The following is a 21,318-nucleotide window of genomic DNA, read 5'->3' as shown; positions in this document are numbered from 1 at the left end:
TTCGAGATGAATTTGCTTAAATTTTCAATAAATGCACTGAGAGGATAAAGAAACGGAAAAAATGGATAGAGCCAATATCTGATTCGGGTTTCAATCATCTTAAAGATGTATTGAAATGGAGAATAACGAATGGAAGCTCGAAATACAGCCGAATGGCAAGCGTTTATTAACAATTGCTTAGATTTTCGTCCTGAAGACGGCGTATACCGCATTGCCCGTGAAATGTTCATAGAAGCAGACTTATTCGACTTAGAAATGGAACATATTTTTGAAAAAGTATGGATCTATGCTTGTCATGAAAGTGAAATTCCAAATAACAATGATTTTGTAACTGTGCAAATCGGTCGTCAACCGATGATTATTAGTCGTGATGGCAATGGGCAACTCCATGCCCTTGTGAACGCCTGTGAACATCGTGGTGCAACCCTAACTCGTGTCGCAAAAGGCAATAAATCTACATTTACCTGTCCATTCCATGCATGGTGCTACAAATCTGATGGTCGCTTAATCAAAGTCAAAGGTCCAAGTGAATATTGCGATGATTTTGATAAATCTAGCCGTGGTTTAAAACAAGGTCGCATCGAAAGCTATCGTGGCTTTGTATTTGTCAGCCTTGATACACAAGCAACAGATACTCTAGAAGAGTTTTTAGGGGATGCCAAAGTTTTTTTGGATTTGATGGTGGAGCAGTCACCTACTGGCGAACTCGAAGTTTTACAAGGTAAATCTGCTTATACTTTTGCAGGCAACTGGAAACTGCAAGATGAAAATGGCTTAGATGGCTATCACGTCAGTACTGTTCACTATAACTATGTATCGACAGTGCAGCACCGCCAACAAGTCAATGCTGAAAATGGTCAAGATATGGACACGCTTGATTATAGTAAATTAGGCGCAGGTGATGGCGACACTGATGATGGTTTCTTTAGCTTTAAAAATGGTCACAGCGTGTTATTTAGTGACATGCCAAACCCAACAGTACGCCCAGGTTATGAAACAGTGATGCCCTATTTGGTGGAAAAATATGGGGAAGATCGTGCCAAATGGGCAATGCATCGCTTACGTAATTTAAACCTATACCCTAGCCTATTTTTTATGGATCAAATCAGTTCGCAATTGCGTATTGTACGTCCTGTAGCATGGAACAAAACAGAAGTCATTAGCCAATGTATCGGTGTGAAAGGTGAATCTGCAGAAGCTCGCCGTAATCGTATTCGTCAGTTTGAAGATTTCTTTAATGTTTCAGGCTTAGGCACACCAGACGATTTGGTTGAATTTAGAGAACAACAGAAAGGTTTCCAAGCACGTTTAGAGCGTTGGAGTGACATTTCGCGTGGTCATCAAAACTGGAACTATGGCACAAGCAAAAATGCCGAAATTCTCGGTATCAAACCTGTGATTACGGGACGTGAAATTACCCATGAAGGCCTATATGTCAACCAACACGGACATTGGAGAAAGCTTCTTCTTGATGGCTTAAATAAAAATGCCTTGAAAATGCATGACATTACTTTGCAACACGCAGAAACTGAGGAGATCTAAGTATGAACATGCAATTAACCTTTGCCGTGACTCAGTTTTTAAACCAAAAATCTGAATATTGCGACAATTATCAATGGAATGACTATTTAGAACTGTACGATGAAGACAGTGAATATCACATTCCCCAATGGATCGATGACCATACTTATGTGACGGATCCAAATCAAGGCATGTCTTATATTTATTATGAAGACCGTACAGGCTTAGAAGATCGTGTCTTCCGTATCGAAACTGGCAAGGCAGCATCTGCAACACCGCTGCCACGCACCGCACATTTTATTAGCAATGTTCGTGTTAAAGAATTGGCTGATGGTTTGATCGAAGCTAAAGTGGTTTGGCAAACCTTATATAATCGTCAAGGTTTGGAAGGCTGTTTCTATGGTCATGCCACTTATACTTTGCGTCAAACTGAAGACAGTTTCCGCATTCGCAAACAACATACTGTGTTGCTGAATGACAAAATTGATTCTGTTTTAGACTTCTATCATGTTTAAGGAGTTTTAAAATGGGACATTCTGTCGCACTAAATTTTGCAGATGGTAAAACCTTTTTTATCTCTGTGAATAACGATGAATTATTGCTTGATGCTGCGATTCGTCAAGGCATTAACTTACCACTTGACTGCCGTGAAGGTGTGTGTGGAACTTGTCAGGGACAATGCGAAACTGGTATTTATGAACAAGAATATGTCGATGAAGAAGCACTCAGCACACGTGATTTGGCTGAACGTAAAATGTTAGCCTGTCAAACGCGTGTCCAATCAGATGCCGCTTTCTTCTTTGATCATGATTCAAATATTTGTAATGCAGGCGATACTTTAAAAATTGCTGCAACGATCACTCAAGTTGAACTCGTATCTGAAACCACAGCAATTTTACACGTAGATGCAAGCAGTCATACACAGCAATTACAGTATTTACCTGGACAATATGCACGTTTGCAAATTCCAGATACCGATGAATGGCGCTCTTATTCGTTTGCCAATCGTCCAAATGCAAATAATCAACTGCAATTTTTAATTCGATTATTGCCTGATGGTGTGATGAGTAACTACTTACGTGATCGTTGCCAAGCCGGACAAAGCATTGTGATGGAAGCACCATTAGGTAGCTTCTATTTACGTGAAGTTGAAAAACCGTTGGTATTTATCGCAGGTGGAACAGGACTTTCGGCATTTTTAGGTATGTTGGACAACTTTGCTGAGCAACCTAACCCACCCAAAATCGAACTTTATTATGGAGTAAATAAAGAAGCTGATTTGTGTGAACAACAACGTTTACAAGCTTATTCCCAGAAAATAGCCAATTTTAATTATCACCCAATCGTTACCCAAGCGACTGAAACATGGTCTGGAAAAACTGGATTTATCCACGAACATTTAAATAAAGATCAACTGGCTGAAAATGCCTTTGATATGTATTTATGTGGTCCACCGCCGATGATTGAAGCAGTAAAAACGTGGTTAGACACAACAGCTTTAACGAACTTTAAGATTTATAGCGAAAAGTTTTTATCGAGTAATACTGTTAATAAAGCTTAAAAACTTTCAATGTTCATGAGATTTTCTGCTTTGCAAAGAAGGAAATCTCAAACGCTTTTTGAAAATATTTAAAGATATATTTTAGTTAAATAAATGGAAATTTTACTAAAACACGCTCAATAGTATGGATATTTTTGCAACATCAAACATAGTCACTCAACACAATCGATTTTCAATTATTAAGGGAATAATTATGCAAACAATCGATGTTAATACCGTCATAGATCGTGACAAACTCTCGCCATTACAGTGGCTCGTATTTTTGCTTGGATTTTTGGTCTTTTTCTGTGATGGATTAGACACAGGCATTATCGGCTTTGTCGCACCCTCATTATTGGATGATTGGAGCATCAGTAAACCACAACTAGCACCTGTACTCAGTGCAGCTTTAGTAGGAATGTCCATAGGTGCGATCATTTCTGGACCACTGGCAGATAAATTTGGACGTAAAAAAGTCATTGTTACCACCACCTTACTTTTTGCAATTTTTACCATCTTATGTGGCTTTGCTACCTCGACCAATGACCTCATGATTTATCGTTTCATTACAGGGGTAGGTTTGGGTGCTGCGATGCCAAACATCAGCACCATCGTATCTGAATATATGCCAAGCAAACGTAAAGCGTTTCTCACTGGACTGGCAGGTTGTGGCTTTATGCTTGGTATCTCTTGTGGTGGTGTACTTTCAGCCTTTTTGCTAGAAAATTTAGGTTGGGCAAAAGTTATTATTATTGGTGGAATTATTCCTGTAATTTTAGTGATATTTTTAATTTTAAAACTGCCAGAATCTACGCAATATTTAGTCAAAAATAACCATAATACACAAGCACAAACTATTCTGGAAAAAATTCAAGGTCATCCATTTACTGAAAATGTGCAATTTAAATTAACCGCAACTGAAAGTAACAACACAGATGAAAGCCCTGTAAAGCAAGTCTTGGGTAAATATCTATGGGGTTCAAGCATGTTATGGCTATGCTGCTTCATGAGTTTATTGGTGTTTTATCTTTTGACCAGTTGGATGCCAACTATTTTAAAAACAGCAGGTTTTAATACACAGCAATTCAGCTTAATTGCAGCAATTTTCCCATTCGGTGGCGTGATCGGTGCAACTGTTATGGGATATTATATGGATAAAATGAATCCAACCAATGTGATTAAGTACTCGTATTTCTTAGCATTCTTGCTGTTTATTTTAACTGGCTTTGTTAGCTCAAATATTCTGTTGTTTGGTATTAGCATTTTCTTGATTGGTGCTTTACTTGCTGGTGCGCAATCTTCATTATTGCCTTTATCCGCAATCTTCTATCCGTCAACATGTCGTGCGGTAGGCGTGTCATGGATGCATGGTATTGGACGTGTTGGGGCAATTTTAGGTGCTTTCTTTGGCTCACTGATCTTTACTTTTGAACTCAGCTTAAGTGGTATCTTCTATGTCTTGGCAATTCCAACGTTAATCTCTTTCATTGCACTCAGCTTGAAAGTCATGGGCGAAAAAGCAAAGAATAAACACAGCATCAATTCACGTGAATTAGCATAAACACCTAAAAAAAAACCTGTTATTTTTGCATAACAGGTTCTTATTTATAAGAAAATAAACTTTAATTTAGTATAGATTTTGCCTTAGTTTCACTCGGATTTTCACCAAACTCATCACGATATTCTTGAGAAAACCGACTTAAATGCGTAAACCCCCAACGATATGCCAATGTAGATATAGAAACATCTTGGGTTGTGGTTAATGACAAGGCTTTATAAATCTGCTGTAAACGATACTTCTTTAAAAAAGCCATTGGACTGGTGCCATAATGATGTTGAAATTGTTCATATAGCTTAGTTTTAGACACACTCGCAATATTTAAAATCATTTCAACAGTAATATTTTCATGGGCATGCTCAATTAAAAACTGTTTTACTTTGCGAATATGAGGCGGTTCATTTTGATGAGCTATATCCCGTAGTGCAGCCGAAAAATTATTTTCTTGGGACAAGAGTAGTGCTTTTATTAGGAAGTTTTCATAGTCCTCAGAAAACATTTGTAAACCATAAAATCCAATATATTGCGATTTAACCAACATAAAGTTTTGAATATTTGACCACCAAGCTGCGATCATTTGATCGTGATTCAAATCCATTCTTGGATTAAAAATAATACTGTCATTAATTGGGCGATTTAATAAATCTGCAAGTACCGATTGCATACTCTTTTCAGGGATTACCACCTGAAATTTTTTACAGTCTTTATCAATAAATAAATCCTGAAAATCATTATTCGATACGATCAATCCACTCTGCTGATCTGATTGATATTGTTCACCGCGAATCGCTAAAGATTGACGACCATGTATCGGTAAACTGATACTATATGCTTTTAAGTTTGCAATATTAATCGCAACATTGGCACCATATTGAATACAACCAATGGTCATCTGTTTTTTAGGCAAACGTAAACCATCATATTGAAAATCCAAAGTATCTCGATACGTCGTTTCTAAACGATGATCACCACAAATACTCGACATCAAGTTTTGAGCAAAATCTGCTTGCTTAGTATTATGTTTTAAATCCGTATGTTGGCTAAATGACTGCATTTTCCCTGCACCTCGCTGAGGTTTATCTCGTCCATGTACTATTTAAAATTTTTATCCATTTAAATAGCTTAAAACATCATTTTGGCTGATCTTGTTATGTTAAAAATTTAATTTCCGATAGAAATAGTCTACTTTATTAAAACTTAAAAAATAATAATTGTTAAGCATATTTAAGTCATAAAACCATACTTAAAAGGTATATTTATAGAGTAAATCAATATTTTGGAAATCGGCGTAATACAACATCAGAGCTATACATCTAAACGCTGATAAGCAATCCCTTCAAGATCATAAACTTGATAAATACAATCAAAAAATGCTTGAATATCATCCGTACATTCGATATCACGAACTGCCATAACCACGTGACTTAAAGCATTTTCATCTAAGATTGGGATGAATTTCAAATTTGTTAAATGAATATTTTCAGCGCTTTTCGGTACAATTACAATGCCATCGCCTGCCGCAGCAAAACCACAAGCCAATGCCATTTCACGAACATAGCGAACATGTTGAGGCGTTAAACCTTGTTGTGAAAATAATTCATGCACTTGGGTGGAAAAATTGATTTGATCATTTTTAGGATAAAAAATTAAATCTTCTTCCACTAAATCTTTGAGGAATATTCCTTCCTTAAAGTGTGCTAAAGGATGTCCTGCATGGATAGCGATGACTAAAGGCTCTTCCCTTAAATGTATTCTTTTAATGGCTGGGTCTGGAATGTCTACACGACCAAAACCGATATCAATTCGTCCATCTTTCAAAGCTTGAATTTGCTCGACCGAAGACATTTCCACCAATTCGATTTTTAAATGTTCATTTCGTTGTTTAAATAAAAAAATGATTTTCGATAAATAACCAAATAATAATGATCCCACAAAACTCAAAGTAATGGTTCGATCAATCACACCAATTCGTCTGGTCATCAGTTTTAATTCATCTGCTTGACTGAGTAAATGTAAAGCATGCTGATAGAAAAAATGCCCTGCTTCAGTAGTAACTAAAGGACGACTTCCTCTTTCAAAAAGTTGAATCCCTAATTCATATTCTAAATTTTGTATTTGTCGACTGAGTGGTGGCTGTGCAATAAATAATTTCTCCGCTGCTTTGGTAAAACTTTGCTGTTCAACCACCGCAACAAAATATTTTAAATGTCTAAGCTCCATAACATTCCCTTGTATTGCATTTGAATAAATCAATCCATTTACATTTACTCCACTTGAATAATAACTGAATTTAAATATAAAAATTCATTTATTTTTGATTAAATAATCAGCATTTTGATTCAATTTTTCCCATATTAATAATAAGTGACTCGATTTTATTGTTTACTTCGTTCATTTAAATGATCATTTATAAATTAATAAAGTTAAAAAATATTGATTTATTTACATATTTTCAATAAATTAAATTTAATCATTTTATTTAATTATAATCTAAGCACCATTAAGTTAGATATAAAAACAAAAAAGTTTAAATGAATAAAAACAACACAAAGTCTTCATTTTTTATGCCAAATTCCAGTCCATATTGGATAAGTCTGTGAGAGTGTTAAACTAATTTTTTACTGTGTATGATTGACTATGATAGAGATCATATTAATGAGGCTTAGCATGATAAAATATCTTGGTGTATTAACTGTATTATTGGTTTCTGTACAAAGTTATGCCAGCGATCCTTTGAATGGCACATCATGGAAAACCATTGATGATAAAACTCAAAAACCTATGTCGATTGTAAAATTTACTGAAAATAGTAACGGAACATTATCTGCAAATATTCAAAAAGTTTTTGAAACAAACCAAGCACAAAAATGTACAAAATGTGTGGGTAAATATCAAAACAAGCCTTTAATTGGTGCAAATATTATTTCTAATTTAAAAAGCGTTGGGCATAATAAATATACGGGCGGTCATATTACTGATCCACAAACAGGTAAAACCTATAAATTTAATGCCAATTTATCGGAAAATGGTCAAGTTTTAAAAGGTCGTGGTTTTATTGGCGTATCTGCACTTGGTCGCTCACAAACATGGCACAGAGTGCCTTAAGCTTTTACTTAAATGTGCGATTTACTAGAAATAAGTCTTTATAAATTAAAGGCTTATTTTTTAGTAAATGTTTTTATCATAAAATTAAATGAGTGTAATGCTTTTAACTCAATGAATTTGTTTAGATTCTGCAATAACGCTAGGTCTTTGTTAATAACTTTCCTACAATTATATTTTTAAAATTAGGTATGCGTTGCAATGAAAATAAGTTTGAAATTTATATCAACACTGGCAATTTCACTCTATTTTTCAATTTCTTCATCCCATGCCAAAGACACCATTTATCTTATTTCTAGTTCATCTGCATATGATGAGAGCTATATTCCAAAAATCACTCAAGCATTTCAAAATAAAGGGTTTAACGTCAGTACCCAATATTTAAATCAACAACTCTCAGACTTTGGTTATGTCAATACTGACCATGAACGTGCCAAAAATTTGATTCATGCTTTAAAGAATGATCAAGTGAAATATCTTTGGTTTGTGCGTGGTGGTTCGGGTGCATTAAATTTATTGCCAAAGCTTCACGCTGAGATTGCACCAATCAAGCAAAGCACACCAAAAATTTTAATTGGTTTTAGTGATGTTACTGCGATTCATTATTTTATCAATAATGAAATTGGTTGGAAAAGTATTCATGGGACAACCGCAGCAACGGGTAAAATTATGAATGTACCAAATACAACAGCAGCATCTTTAGAGTCCCCGACTTTAAAAAGTAATCTCATTAATCATGATGAAAATCAAAATGATGTAGTCAATGAAATTTTTACAACCATCCAAAATGGCGTACATTATCAAGGTCTTTTACCTTTAAATAGTACAGCCAAACAGCATTTCTACGAAGGTACTTTAACAGGTGGTAATTTAACTTTAGTACAAACTTTATTTTCGACTAAATACGAACGCTCTTGGGACAACCAAATTTTATTATTGGAAGATATCAGCGTGACTTATAAACAGCTTGATCGTTTATTACATCAAATATTATTTAAGAAGGATTTTAAACCCAAAGCTATTGTTTTTGGGCAGTTTTATCCAAGTAAAACCAATGATGGTGAGCGTTTAATTTATAAAGAGGTGATTCGTACTTTTGCAGAACAAAGTCATATTCCTGTGTATTATTATCCTTATTTTGGACATGGAAAAGTCAATAAACCGTTTATTTTGGGTGAAAAAGCACATATTGCTTGTCCACAAGATTCTGATTATTGCTCGATTTTTCAAGAAAAATTGTAATTCGTAGATAAAAAACCGAGTTGCCTGAACTCGGTTGTTATTTTCAAGATTATTAACCCAATTCAGCTAGAATTTTATCTAAAACTGGGCTTGATTGTTGCCATTTCGGTTGTTTGTCTTTATCTACAATCAGCGCACGCACGCCTTCCACGATGTCACCATGTTCAAACCAAACATCCTGTAAATCACGCTCGATTTGCATACATTGTTGTAAGGACAAACCACGTCCAATATGTTGCAGTTTTAAACTGGCTTGTTTGGCAGTAAGCGAGCGTTGTTGTAAAGTAGCAAGAATTTTGCTTGCCCATTCCTGATACTTTTCATCTTGTTCATTTTCAAGACTATTTTCAATTTCTTCTAAACTTTCAAAGCCGAAATGTTTACGAATATTTTCAGAAACTAAACTCAGTTGACTCTGTTCAGGATGCGTAATAAATTGCGCAATCGCCTGTTGTATTTGCTCTTTATTCAAAGGATTTAGTTGGCTCAGTACTGTTTGCAACTCGGCAAGTTTTTCACTTGGTACGTGATAATCGATCAAGTCTAAATACAGTGCGTCACTGCTACTGATTTGATCACCTGTGGTCGCCATATACACGCCTATATCATCTAAACGTGATAGGAAATGCGTTGCCGCAACATCTGGGAAGAAACCAATCGCTGTTTCAGGCATAGCAAAACGTGACTTTTCACTGCTGACAATAATGTGACATGCTTGTGCCAAACCAAAACCACCACCGAGAACATAACCATCTAAAAAGACGATCACAGGTTTTAAATATGCACGGATGGCATTCAACATGTCATACTCAGACTGAAAATATGCCTTGTAATCTTCATTGCCATTTTTATAACTATCATAGAGATAGCGAATATCCCCACCTGCACAAAATGCTTTTGGACTATTCGACCTGATCAAAACTGCTTGAATCGCATCATTATTTTGCCACGTTTCGAGTTGCAGTTGGATACCATGAATCATGTCCAAAGACAGTGCATTTAAACTGGCAACTCGATCTAAACTGATGATGCCCAAAGCACCTTGTTGCTCGATCTGCAAATTATTCTGTGAAGTATTTGGAACAGTATTTTCTGTACTCATCATCGCCTCCTTATTGATTTTTAAAGTTGGCTGGGCGTTTTTCTACAAAAGCTTGCATGCCCTCTTTTTGGTCTAAAGTTGCAAAAATCGAGTGGAATGTACGGCGTTCAAAACGTAAACCTTCTGCAAGACTTACTTCAAAGGCACGATTAATTGATTCTTTGATCATCATGGTCGCAGTCAATGATCTTTCAGCAATTTTTTCGGCAGTTTGTAAAGTCTGTTTAAGTAATTCATCTTTATTAAATACTTGTGCAACTAAACCACATTGCTCCGCTTCTGCCGCACCCATTTGACGGGCAGTCAAACACATTTCCATCGCTTTGGCTTTACCAATTGCAAGGGTCAAACGTTGTGTTCCACCAATCCCTGGAATGACCCCTAAAGTGACCTCAGGTAAACCAAACTTGGCATTATCCGCACAGTAAATAAAATCACACATCAGTGCCAGTTCACAACCACCACCTAGCGCATAACCACTTACCGCAGCAATTAAGGGTTTACGACGCTGCGCAATGCGATCAGCCAAATGAAAAAAATCATCAAAATAAATATTCGGGAACGTTAAATTCGCCATTTCTTTAATGTCTGCACCCGCAGCAAACGCTTTTTCTGATCCTGCGAGAACCATACAACCAATACTTTGATCTTGTTCTAAATCATCCAGTGCTGCATTCACTTCACTGATCAGTTGTGAGTTTAAAGCGTTGAGTGCTTTAGGTCGGTTTAAAGTGATTAGACCGACACCATTTTTCTTCTCTAATAAAATCGTTTCAAATTGCATTTTTAAATTCCTTAATTTTCAACATCAATCTCGTATTTTTTTAAATAAAATCATAAACTACGAGCAATTACCAAACGCTGAATATCACTGGTTCCTTCATAAATTTGGCAAATTCGTGCATCACGATAGATTCGTTCAATCGGAAAATCTTTCAAATAACCATAACCACCAAAAATTTGTAAAGCTGCCGAGCAAACACGCTCCGTCATTTCTGATGAAAATAGTTTCGCCATGGATGCTTCATTTAAACACGGTTGCCCTGCTTCTTTTAAACGTGCGGCATGATGCACAAGCTGACGTGCTGCTTCGATTTCAGTCGCCATACTGGCTAAACGAAAGGCGACTGCCTGATGTTCAAAAATTGGCTTACCAAAGGTAATTCGCTCTTTGGCATATTTCGTTGCTTCTTCGAGTGCTGCACGTGCTAAACCTACCGCTTGTGCTGCAATGCCGATACGACCACCTTCAAGATTGGCTAAGGCGATTTTTAAGCCTTCACCTTCTTTACCTAGCATCAGACTTTCATGCACACGTACATCGGTCAGTGCTATCTGACAAGTATCAGAGGCATGCAGACCGAGTTTTTCTTCGGTACGAATCACCTCATAACCTTGCGTATCGCGTGGCACAATAAACGCACTGATGCCTTTTTTGCCTGCGCTTGGATCGGTCACAGCAAAAACAATAATTACCCCTGCATTATGTCCTGAAGTAATAAACTGTTTTGCGCCATTGATCACCCAATGATCACCCTCTTTCACTGCACGGGTTTTAATTGCTGCGGCATCTGAACCTGTGTGCGGTTCAGTCAAAGCAAATGCACCGATCATTTCACCTTGTGCCAAAGGTTTTAAATATTTCTCTTTTTGTGCATCTGTACCAAATTTGGCAATCGGCACACAACCGACAGAATTATGCACACTCATAATGGTCGAGGTCGCACCATCTGCTGCTGCAATTTCCTCAAGTGCCAATACATAAGCAAGATTGCCTGTATCAGAACCACCCCATTGATCTGAGATCAACATACCTAAAAAACCCAATTGTCCCATTTGTGACAATGCATCTTTGGGAAATGTACCATTTCGATCCCATTCGGCTGCATTCGGCTTAATTTGTTCTTGTGCGAAACTTCTCGCCATATCCTGAATTAACAATTGTTCTTCGGTAAATTGCATCTCTTTTTCCCTTACATCATTTTTTAGACTTCCATGAATTTTTAACATATTGTTTTCATGCTAAATACACGATGAAAGTCTGATACTGTCCAATATTTATTGTATGTGCATTTAACTGGCTTTACTTGCCGCCTGCTTGGCAATTTCTTGATTACGCAATAAAAAGCGTTGAATCTTACCACTTGGCGTTTTCGGTAACTCCGTGACAAATTCAACTTGGCGTGGGTAAGCATGCGCTGAAAGCCGTTTCTTGACAAACTGCCCCAATTGCTCAGCCAATTCATTAGATGCATTTGTACCTTCAGCTAAAATCACAAAAGCTTTGACGATCTCGGTTCGTTCAGGGTCAGGTACACCGACCACCGCTGCTTCAATCACCGCATCATGTTCAAGTAAAGCACTTTCTACATCAAATGGGCCGATACGATAGCCTGATGTTGTAATGACATCATCACTACGCCCAACAAAGCTCATACTCCCATCTGCATGTAGCTCAGCTGTATCACCTGTCAAATAATAGTGTTTAACAAACGGCGACTTACGACTTTCTTTATAACCTCCAAACCACATCATCGGTGATTTTTCAATATCCACTGCTAAGATTCCCGGTGTATCCGCTGGAAGCTCATTTCCTGCTTCATCAACCACTGCCACACGATAGCCCGGACTTGCAAAACCTGCTGAACCCGCTTTGACATCATGACTTAATCCATGATGATTACAGACCACCATGCCCACTTCAGTTTGCCCATAGTGATCAAAAATCGGGGCATCTAAGACGTGTTTAAACCAACGAAAGACTTCTGGATTTAAGGGTTCACCTGCACTACTGACCACACGGAATTTACCTTTAAGCTGTTGCATTTGCTGTGGATCAGCCGCCATCATCATCCGATATGCGGTAGGCGCGCCTGCCAAATTAGTGATTTGATAATCATCGACAATCTGACACAAGCTATCAATACTAAAACCACCTTCATAAAATAAAGTCGCATGACCTAATAAAAGTGGCCCTGTGATGCCATAGTACAAACCATATGCCCAACCGGGATCAGCGATATTCCAAAAAGAATCTTGCGCTGTTAAGCCAATCGCATTTTGCATATAGTAACCAAAAGCAATCAACGCTTTTAATGGTACTTCAAGCGGTTTTGCTGGCCCTGTAGTCCCTGAGGTAAACATCAGTAAAAATGGTGATTGAATGTCTTGCATAACCAATTCACATTGATCAGATTGTGCATTCACCACATCCCAAAAGTTTAAATCACCTTGCTGAACCCCATTCCCTTCACGATCTGCTACTGTCACAATTTGCGGACAATCTGCAACTTCATCAAGTTTGCTGCGATTACCCACATCTGAAATGACCAATTTACTTTTTGCCAATTGCACACGATGTTCAATCGCTTTTGGACCAAAGGCAGTAAACAAGGGTTGATACACAGCACCAATGCGCCAAGCGCCCAAAATCACCACCAACAGCTCTACAGTTCTTGGCAATAAGCCTGAAACACGATCGCCTTTTTCTACACCTTGTGATTTAAGAAAATTGGCAAATTGATTTGACCATGTTTTCAGTTGACTAAAGGTATATTGTTCTTTACGTCCATCTTTGCCTTGCCAATACAGCGCAACTTTATTTGGATCGGCTTCGGCATGGCGATCACAACATTCATAACTGGCATTGAGCTGTTCTAAACTGCCTGTTAACATTTCTTTTGCAGCATGATCCAAATCAAATGCTGTTGCTACATCCTGATAGTTCAACATTTTCTAACTCCGTCTAGATTTTTTGTTATTCATGACACGGCTAATGCGTATTTGCCATCCATAGGCAATTCAAGAAAGCTAAAAGCTTAACTTTCTTGAGGTAAATATTGTTGAATAATGCTTGAGAAATCTAAGTGTGCATTGCCTTGCATACATAACTGCTGATACATCTGTTGGACTAAACCACCGAGAAGAATAGGCTGTTTGGCTTGCCCTGCGGCTTCGATCGCTAAGCCTAAATCTTTCAACATCAGTTGAGTGGCAAAGCCATCGGTATAACCACGTCCTGCTGGTGCATTGGCAGAAATACCCGGCCATGGATTACACACATCAGAACTCCAACAGCGACCACTTGAGCTATTCACCACACCTGCAAGTGCTTGTGGATCAATGCCAAGTTTTGCACCAAGTGCCATGCCTTCAGCCACCGCAGCCATTGAAATACCTAAAATTAAGTTATTACAAATTTTGGCAATTTGACCTGCACCCACATCACCACAATGCACAATGTTTTTACCCATGTGTTGTAAAACAGTCTTAGCTTGTTCAAATACGGCATCATCGCTACCGACCATAAAGGTCAAAGTACCAGCTTGCGCGCCAATGGTTCCGCCTGATACAGGCGCATCACAGATTTTAATACCTTTTTCAGCGCCAACCGCAGCAATGTCTTTGATCGTTTGTGGGTCAATGGTACTGCTATCAATACATAAGCTACCTGCTTTAAGGACTGATAAAACGCCATTTTCACCCAAATACACCTCTTTCACATGCTTAGCAGCGGGCAACATGCTAATCACGATATCAGCATCTTTAGCAGCGGCTTGTGGACTTTCACAGGAAATGCCACCTGCTTCTGTGAAGTGCTGAATCGCGACTTCACTCAAATCAAATCCCATGACTTTCAAACCTGCTTTAAGTAGGTTTTGCGCCATTTTACCGCCCATATTACCCAAACCGATAAAAGCAATATTCATCCTTGAACTCCTGTATTTTTATTATCTATTGGTATTAACGAAGGTTAATCGTGGTATTCACTTCACCTTTTTCTTGGGTATCTTCAAACCAACGGCTGGTAATGGTTTTGGTTTGTGTATAGAACTGTACCGCTTGTTTCCCATAAGGACCTAGATCACCCAGTTTTGAACCTCGTGAGCCTGTAAAACTAAAGAATGGCACAGGTACAGGAATTGGAATGTTAATCCCCACTTGACCAATATCAATGGTATTTTGGAAGGTACGTGCCACTGCACCACTTTGGGTAAATAGACCAACACCATTTCCAAATGGATTGGCATTAATCAGCTCAATCGCTTCATCTAAAGTGTCTACATTGATAATTGCTAAGACTGGACCAAAGATTTCTTCTTTATAAATGCGCATGTCGGTTTTGACATTGTTAAATACCGTTGCGCCGACAAAGTTACCCTTTTCATAGCCCACTACTTGCACATCACGCCCATCAAGTAACAACTCAGCACCTTGCTCTACACCGCTATTGATCAAATCCATCACACGGGCTTTGGCACGTGGAGAAATCACTGGACCAATATCGGTATTTGGCTCATGCCCTGCATTCACTTTTAAAGTTTTGGCTTTTTCGACTAGTTCATTGACCCAATTTTTGCTTTCACCGACCATGACTGCGACTGAAAGCGCCATACAACGCTGACCTGCAGCACCAAATGCTGCACCAACTAAGGCATTTAAGGTTTGTTCTTTATTGGCATCTGGCATCACCACCACATGGTTTTTTGCGCCCATCATGGATTGAACACGTTTGCCATGTTGTCCTGCAAGGTTATAGACATGTGTACCCACAGCCGTTGAACCGACAAATGAAATCGCTTTAATGTCTTGATGAGTACATAGACGATCAACCACCTCTTTACCACCATGCACCACATTGAGCACACCTGCTGGAACACCTGCTTGTACCGCCAGTTCAACCAACATCATGGTTGACAATGGATCTTGCTCAGAAGGTTTCAGTACAAAAGTATTGCCACAGACAATCGCCATTGGGAACATCCACAGTGGAATCATCGCTGGAAAGTTAAATGGAGTAATACCTGCGCACACGCCAAGTGGTTGCTGTAAAGTATAGGTATCTACACCACGCGCCACACCTTCGATATACTCGCCCATTTGCAAAGTACCCACCGAACAGGCATGCTCAACCACTTCTAAACCACGTTGAATATCACCTTCTGCATCCGCTAAAGTCTTGCCTTGTTCTGCGGTGAGAACTTTTGCAATCTCTTTCATGTTGTCACGAATCAAATCTTGCAACTTCAACATGATACGCATACGTGCTTGGATTGGAGTTAAACGCCAAGTCTTAAATGCGTCTTGTGCAGCAGCAATAGCAGCATCAACTTCATCCAAAGTCGCCATTGGCACACGACCTAAAACCTCTTGTGTCGCTGGGTTGACAATGTCTTGCCAATCTTGTGTTTTTGACTCTACAAACTGACCATTAATCAATAGCTTTGCTGTCGTTGACTGAATATTTGACATTGTGTTCATAACCTCTCCATAGGTTGTATTTTTTGTTGTTGCAGCAGTTGAAAATACAATGAGAACCAAAAGCCGTATTTTCTAAATTCCTGTTTCAAATCAGACTAGCAAAGAATTTTTTGACGACCAATAGAAATTCATGCACGATAGTTGTGCAAATATGCACAGGGAAGAACAGCAATAATGAAAGTCGATAAAGTAGATTGGGACCATTTACAATACTTTTTAGTTTTGGCACGTGCCAAGACGTTGACCAATGCAGCCCGTTTGATTGGGGTTGAACACAGTACCGTTTCTCGCAGAATACAAGCTTTAGAGCTAGCTTTAGGGACACCGCTATTTAAACGTGAAGCCACAGGTTATGAACTAACTCAGGAAGGTTTGGCACTTGTTCCTCGTGTTGAACAAATGGAGCACGCTTTTTTACAAATTGAGAAACCACATCAACCTTTACAAGGACGTGTGCGAATTGGCACACCTGAAGGATTTGGTACAGCATTTTTAACCAAACTCTTGGCAGAACTGTCCAAACAATATCCACTTTTAACCATTGATTTAATTCCTGTTCCGAAAATGATTAAGCTGTCACATCGTGAAGCAGACATTGTGATTTCGATTGATCGACCTAAATCTGGTCCGTATATCATTACGCGATTAAGCGATTATTGTTTAAAAATTTATGGCAGTAAAAACTATTTAAATAACTCACAACCTATTCATAAACTTGAGGATTTAAAACAGCATCGCTTTGTTAATTATATTGATGATTTAGTCTACAGTCCTGAATTGTATTGCCTAGAGCGAATCCCTTTGCAACTGAATGCCAATTTTAGAAGTAGCAGTATTTTGGCACAACAAATTGCTGTTTGTGCAGATGCAGGATTGGCAATATTGCCCAAATTTTTAGCTGAAGAAAAACCCGAGCTTGAACAAGTTCTAAGTGCTGAAGTGCGTTTTGTACATACTTTTTGGATGCTAACTTTGGTGGATTTGCAGCATGAGCCACGGATTAAATTGGTGTGGGATTTTTTACGCAAACAAGCAGATGAATACCAACATTTATTGATGGATTGAGTTTTTATTTTTTAAACGACTTGAATAAGATCCTGAATTTAATAATGCAATCTTGTTAAGGTTTTTAAATTCTCTTTAGTCCTCTTCTTTCAGGCGAAATGAAGAGCATTGCTAGGTAAGATTACTAAAAATCATTTGAATTGCAATAAATTCACTTTTTCCTTTATGCCATAAGGCTCAGGATTAGGAGGAGATTTTTGGAATCTATACAATAATTTTGCTTAATTAATCAGCATTACTAAATCAAGGTCTTATTCACTAGATTTATAAAATAATTAACAACTCGAAAACTATTTTTCAAACACTTCTTTTAAATCTTTCGGCATACCTTGGGTCGATTTAAACTCGCCTTGCTGACTTTTCCAAATTACCGCAGGTGTTGCAAAAAATCCATATTTATCCATCAACTCTTGGTTGGCATCAATTTTTGCCGCAATCTCAGCAGGAATATTTTGCATTGGTTTTAAAGATTGATCTCCCGATTTTAAATTCAGTTGACTAAATACTTGCTCAGGATTTTTAGAGGTTAATAAAGTTGCCACTTGACCACGACTTTCTTTACGGATCACAGCAACTTGGATATGACGTAATTGAACTTTACCTGACTCAACCCAAGGACGTGCTTTTTGCCAAAACTGATGACAATACGGGCAGTTTGGATCAGAAAATACATAGATGATACGAGGTGCATCCTTTTTACCATCTTGAATATAGGTTGATTTTTCCAGTGATTTCCATACATCATCCAAAACTGCATCTTTGACATGAGTATTTAAAGCATCCACCGATAAATTTTCACCTTTGGCATTATATAGATCACCCACGATGTAATATTTTTGATCGTTGGAAATAAATACGGTTGCAGGATATTGCTCTTTATGTCCCGCCCAACCTGTCATATTGGCAGGCGCAGGAATTTCTTTGACAAATTCAAAACCTTCTTTGGCAATTTGTTGTTGCAATGGTGTCAGTGCAAAGCCTGAACTTGCACCACCTAACATACATAAAGTTAAAGCAATTTTTCGTGAGAAGTAACCCATATTTAGCATAATGTCACCTATTTTAAATGATCAGAATTGGAAATTTTCTTTAAGTATTGTTGCAACATGGCAGGAGAAAGTTCGCCCATGTGTCTATCGACCAATTGTCCTTGTGCATTGAAAAATAGCGTACTTGGCAAACCAAACATTTTCATTTCTTTAGCAAATTCGCCTTGTGTATCTAGTAATACATGTTGAAAAGAAAATTGATTTTTATTTAAATAACCTTGAACCTTTTCACTACTTTCACCTTGATTCAGCATGACAAAGTTAAATTGTTGAAAATCTTTTTGTGCTTGAGCCAAAACAGGCATTTCCCGATGACACGGCGGACACCAACTTGCCCAAAGATTCACTACAGTCGGTTTACCCACAAATTGTTTTAATGGAATTTGTTGCTGTTCAAGGCTACTAAACTGCATATTAGGATAAAAACTTTGTGGCTTCTGCCACTGTTTTAAAGCTAGACTGAATGCGCAAATTAAAGTGAAAAAAGTCACAAAAATGACTTTATTTTCCAGTTTAAATGCTCGATTTTTCCATAAAAACCATGCCACACCTGCAATTACACCACCATATAAATGGAAGCCTTTGTCTTGAACCTTGATAATGTCGATGGGCGATGCCAAATATACCTCTAGATTCAACAACACAAAAACCAATCGTGCTGCAATCAAATCCACCCACAACGTTGTCCATAAAGAATCAGAAAAAGTCTGCCAAGTTTGCGCTGACCATTGCTGTTTTTTGTTTAAAATCTTGCCGACAACATAGACAACGATTAAACCTAAAAGCACCAAAAGCAATGGAAATGGCAGCATAAAAGGACCTAAATGGATCGCTTCAGCAGAAATCATTGTCCACTCTCTTGTTTTAACTGTGCAAGTTTTTGCAAAAATTGTGCTGCTGTAAATGTACCTGTTAAACGTAAATCACGCATTTCTTGCTGTTGGGAATTTAAGAAAATCATGGTTGGTGGACCTAAGATTTGCCATTTTTTCAATAACGCATCTTGCGAAGCTTCAGGGTGCGTCAAATCAAGTTTGATGCGTACCACATCTTGCAAAGCAGCTTGTACATCTGCTCGCGGGAAGACTTCTTTTTCAATTGGTTGGCATGCCACACACCAATCTGCATACACATCAATAATAATTGGTTTTTGTGTATTTTCAGCTAAAGCGTGTTCAAGTTGCTGTGCATTGGTGACTTTAATCCAAGCATTTAAATTTTCTACTTTTTCTATGGCATTAAATTGTTGAATGGCTTGACGAGTTTGCCAAACACCTCCGCTTATCACACCAACAACAATCAATAAAATTAGCAATTTATAAGAAAAGTTCATCACATGGCGAATAATCACAATCAAATAGAGTGCCAATGCAAAAAATAAAACTGCAAATAAAGCGTAATAAATGCTGGTAGGCAGTAATGGGCGAGCAAAATAAACCGCCATTGCCAACATAACAAAGCCAAAACTAAATTTGAGTCGATCCATCCACAAACCTGGTTTTGGTAAATATTTCGCACCAAATACACTGGCAATGAACAGCGGAATCCCAATTCCTAAACCCAGTAAAAATAAATAAAAACCACCAAATAACGGCTGTTCAAGATGTGAAACATATAGCAAAGCCCCTGCCAAAGGCGCACTCATACACGGTCCCACGATCAGTGCTGAAATTGCACCCATCATGCCTGCACCGACCAGCGTTCCGCCTTTTTGACGCTGTTGTAACTTGTCTAGGCTTTGCAATAATCCACGAGGTAAAGACAGTTGATATAAACCAAATAAATTTAATGCAAATATTATGAATAAAATCGCAAAGATACTGATAAATATTGGGTTTTGAAACCATCGCTGGATACCGAAACCGAGTTGTGACACGACTACGCCCATTAACCCGTAGACCAAAGCCATACAGATCACGAAAGTAGATACTATAGCGGCGGCTTTATAACCTTTACTACGTTGCACTAAAATACCTGATAAAATTGGGATTAAAGGCAAAGAACACGGTAAAAAAGCCAATAAAACACCTAAAGCTAAAAATACGAAAATATTAAAAAAGATATTTTGCTGACTCAGTAATTTTAAGAAAAATTGATCATTGTTCCATTCATTTTGTAAGGATTCGGTTTGTTGCTCAGCTTTCGGTGTTGTTGCATTTAACTGTACTGGTTCAATAGCTTGTGCTTGGCTTGCAGATACTTCTTCTTGTGCAAGCGTATTTTCAGGATTTAGATTTTTTGCTTCATCTACATCAGATGATTTTTCTTGAATAAGCGCAGAATCTTCTACAACCTTATTTTTTAGTAAACGATCATTTGCATTATTATTATTTTCCAATAACTTTTCAGACGGATTCACGCCAACTTTAGCTAATTTTTGTTGTGGTAATAAACCTGCTGCATCAGTTTGGATGGTGGTATGTTGCAATGGATAGCACAAACCATCCTCAGAACAGCCCTGCCATTGCACATTATATTTTTGATTTGGTTTAACATTGATCGTTGTTGTAACTTGATTATAATGCACATTGGTCTTACCAAAGGTTGGATCATCTTTTTCATGCCCTTTGGGTAATTTTAGTGCTAACTCTTTTTGCGCTACACTGACTTTAAATTGGTCATGGTATAAATAATAATGGGGCGCAACCTGCCAATTCAGTTCAGCTTGTTGTTGTGAAATAGAATGTGCCTGAAATTTAAAAGCTTGATCTGGGGGTAAGAAATCCTCATTCGCAAAAATAGCTGTCGAAGCCAAGCTCAGTACGACACCTGTTAAGGTTTTGATAAACATATCAATCAATCTAAATAATGTGACTAAATGCATTATCATCGAAAAAGGGTTAAGAGAACATTAAGACTTGTTTTTCTTTGTAAAATA

Annotated in this window: 18 protein-coding genes; 7 read left to right on the top strand and 11 right to left on the bottom strand. The window is 37.8% G+C overall.

Annotated elements, in window-relative coordinates; translation table 11 throughout:
- Nucleotides 1-129: 129 nt before the first annotated feature.
- From antA to HUS24_RS03185, 4 genes are all read left to right on the top strand, one after another.
- Complete coding sequence (gene antA, locus HUS24_RS03200) at nt 130-1,542, top strand: anthranilate 1,2-dioxygenase large subunit (protein WP_173910601.1); 1,413 nt, start codon at nt 130-132, stop codon at nt 1,540-1,542.
- Between the two features lie 2 nt (nt 1,543-1,544).
- A complete protein-coding gene (antB, locus tag HUS24_RS03195) occupies nt 1,545-2,036 on the top strand; it encodes an anthranilate 1,2-dioxygenase small subunit (RefSeq protein ID WP_173910600.1) in 492 nt (163 codons plus the stop codon).
- 11 nt (nt 2,037-2,047) lie between these two features.
- Complete coding sequence (gene antC, locus HUS24_RS03190; protein WP_173910598.1) at nt 2,048-3,082, top strand: anthranilate 1,2-dioxygenase electron transfer component AntC; 1,035 nt, start codon at nt 2,048-2,050, stop codon at nt 3,080-3,082.
- 193 nt (nt 3,083-3,275) lie between these two features.
- Entirely contained in the window at nt 3,276-4,622 is a 1,347-nt protein-coding gene (locus HUS24_RS03185) for an MFS transporter (protein WP_173910596.1), read from the top strand.
- Nucleotides 4,623-4,683: 61 nt separating this feature from the next.
- Here HUS24_RS03185 and HUS24_RS03180 read toward each other — a convergent pair whose 3' ends face one another.
- Both HUS24_RS03180 and HUS24_RS03175 read right to left on the bottom strand, forming a co-directional pair.
- Nucleotides 4,684-5,673, bottom strand: coding sequence for an AraC family transcriptional regulator (locus HUS24_RS03180; RefSeq protein WP_173910594.1), 990 nt, complete (start codon nt 5,671-5,673; stop codon nt 4,684-4,686).
- Nucleotides 5,674-5,924: 251 nt separating this feature from the next.
- The gene (locus HUS24_RS03175) at nt 5,925-6,839 is read right to left on the bottom strand and encodes a LysR family transcriptional regulator (protein ID WP_173910593.1); all 915 of its coding nucleotides are present in this window, start codon (nt 6,837-6,839) and stop codon (nt 5,925-5,927) included.
- A gap of 447 nt (nt 6,840-7,286) precedes the next feature.
- Here HUS24_RS03175 and HUS24_RS03170 point away from each other — a divergent pair, with 447 nt between their 5' ends.
- Complete coding sequence (locus HUS24_RS03170; protein WP_173910591.1) at nt 7,287-7,724, top strand: DUF2147 domain-containing protein; 438 nt, start codon at nt 7,287-7,289, stop codon at nt 7,722-7,724.
- A 198-nt stretch (nt 7,725-7,922) separates the two neighbouring features.
- Nucleotides 7,923-8,963: an LD-carboxypeptidase gene (locus HUS24_RS03165; protein WP_173910590.1), complete on the top strand. Its 1,041-nt coding sequence runs from the start codon at nt 7,923-7,925 to the stop codon at nt 8,961-8,963.
- A 52-nt stretch (nt 8,964-9,015) separates the two neighbouring features.
- On the opposite strand, the gene HUS24_RS03160 is transcribed toward HUS24_RS03165, so the two are convergent.
- The 6 genes from HUS24_RS03160 to HUS24_RS03135 form a co-directional block, all read right to left on the bottom strand.
- Complete coding sequence (locus HUS24_RS03160) at nt 9,016-10,065, bottom strand: enoyl-CoA hydratase/isomerase family protein (RefSeq protein WP_173911385.1); 1,050 nt, start codon at nt 10,063-10,065, stop codon at nt 9,016-9,018.
- Between the two features lie 10 nt (nt 10,066-10,075).
- On the bottom strand, nt 10,076-10,849 hold the full coding sequence (locus tag HUS24_RS03155; protein ID WP_173910589.1) for an enoyl-CoA hydratase: 774 nt from the start codon (nt 10,847-10,849) through the stop codon (nt 10,076-10,078).
- A gap of 50 nt (nt 10,850-10,899) precedes the next feature.
- On the bottom strand, nt 10,900-12,027 hold the full coding sequence (locus HUS24_RS03150) for an acyl-CoA dehydrogenase family protein (protein ID WP_173910588.1): 1,128 nt from the start codon (nt 12,025-12,027) through the stop codon (nt 10,900-10,902).
- 111 nt (nt 12,028-12,138) lie between these two features.
- A complete protein-coding gene (locus tag HUS24_RS03145) occupies nt 12,139-13,797 on the bottom strand; it encodes an AMP-binding protein (RefSeq protein WP_173910587.1) in 1,659 nt (552 codons plus the stop codon).
- Nucleotides 13,798-13,883: 86 nt separating this feature from the next.
- Complete coding sequence (gene mmsB / locus HUS24_RS03140) at nt 13,884-14,774, bottom strand: 3-hydroxyisobutyrate dehydrogenase (protein ID WP_173910585.1); 891 nt, start codon at nt 14,772-14,774, stop codon at nt 13,884-13,886.
- Between the two features lie 34 nt (nt 14,775-14,808).
- Complete coding sequence (locus HUS24_RS03135) at nt 14,809-16,326, bottom strand: CoA-acylating methylmalonate-semialdehyde dehydrogenase (protein WP_173910584.1); 1,518 nt, start codon at nt 16,324-16,326, stop codon at nt 14,809-14,811.
- Nucleotides 16,327-16,500: 174 nt separating this feature from the next.
- Here HUS24_RS03135 and HUS24_RS03130 point away from each other — a divergent pair, with 174 nt between their 5' ends.
- The gene (locus HUS24_RS03130; protein WP_173910583.1) at nt 16,501-17,391 is read left to right on the top strand and encodes a LysR family transcriptional regulator; all 891 of its coding nucleotides are present in this window, start codon (nt 16,501-16,503) and stop codon (nt 17,389-17,391) included.
- 290 nt (nt 17,392-17,681) lie between these two features.
- On the opposite strand, the gene dsbG is transcribed toward HUS24_RS03130, so the two are convergent.
- The 3 genes from dsbG to dsbD are packed head-to-tail and all read right to left on the bottom strand — an operon-like array spanning nt 17,682 to nt 21,231.
- Nucleotides 17,682-18,392, bottom strand: coding sequence for a thiol:disulfide interchange protein DsbG (gene dsbG / locus HUS24_RS03125; RefSeq protein ID WP_254433824.1), 711 nt, complete (start codon nt 18,390-18,392; stop codon nt 17,682-17,684).
- A 56-nt stretch (nt 18,393-18,448) separates the two neighbouring features.
- Nucleotides 18,449-19,288: a TlpA disulfide reductase family protein gene (locus HUS24_RS03120; RefSeq protein WP_173910582.1), complete on the bottom strand. Its 840-nt coding sequence runs from the start codon at nt 19,286-19,288 to the stop codon at nt 18,449-18,451.
- On the bottom strand, nt 19,285-21,231 hold the full coding sequence (gene dsbD / locus HUS24_RS03115; protein ID WP_173910581.1) for a protein-disulfide reductase DsbD: 1,947 nt from the start codon (nt 21,229-21,231) through the stop codon (nt 19,285-19,287). The genes HUS24_RS03120 and dsbD overlap by 4 nt, the downstream gene beginning before the upstream one ends.
- Nucleotides 21,232-21,318: the final 87 nt, after the last annotated feature.

Origin of the sequence: Acinetobacter sp. Marseille-Q1618 (genome assembly GCF_902809855.1) — a bacterium.
Taxonomy (GTDB): Bacteria; Pseudomonadota; Gammaproteobacteria; order Pseudomonadales; family Moraxellaceae; genus Acinetobacter.
This window is presented reverse-complemented; position numbering and strand designations above follow the sequence as displayed.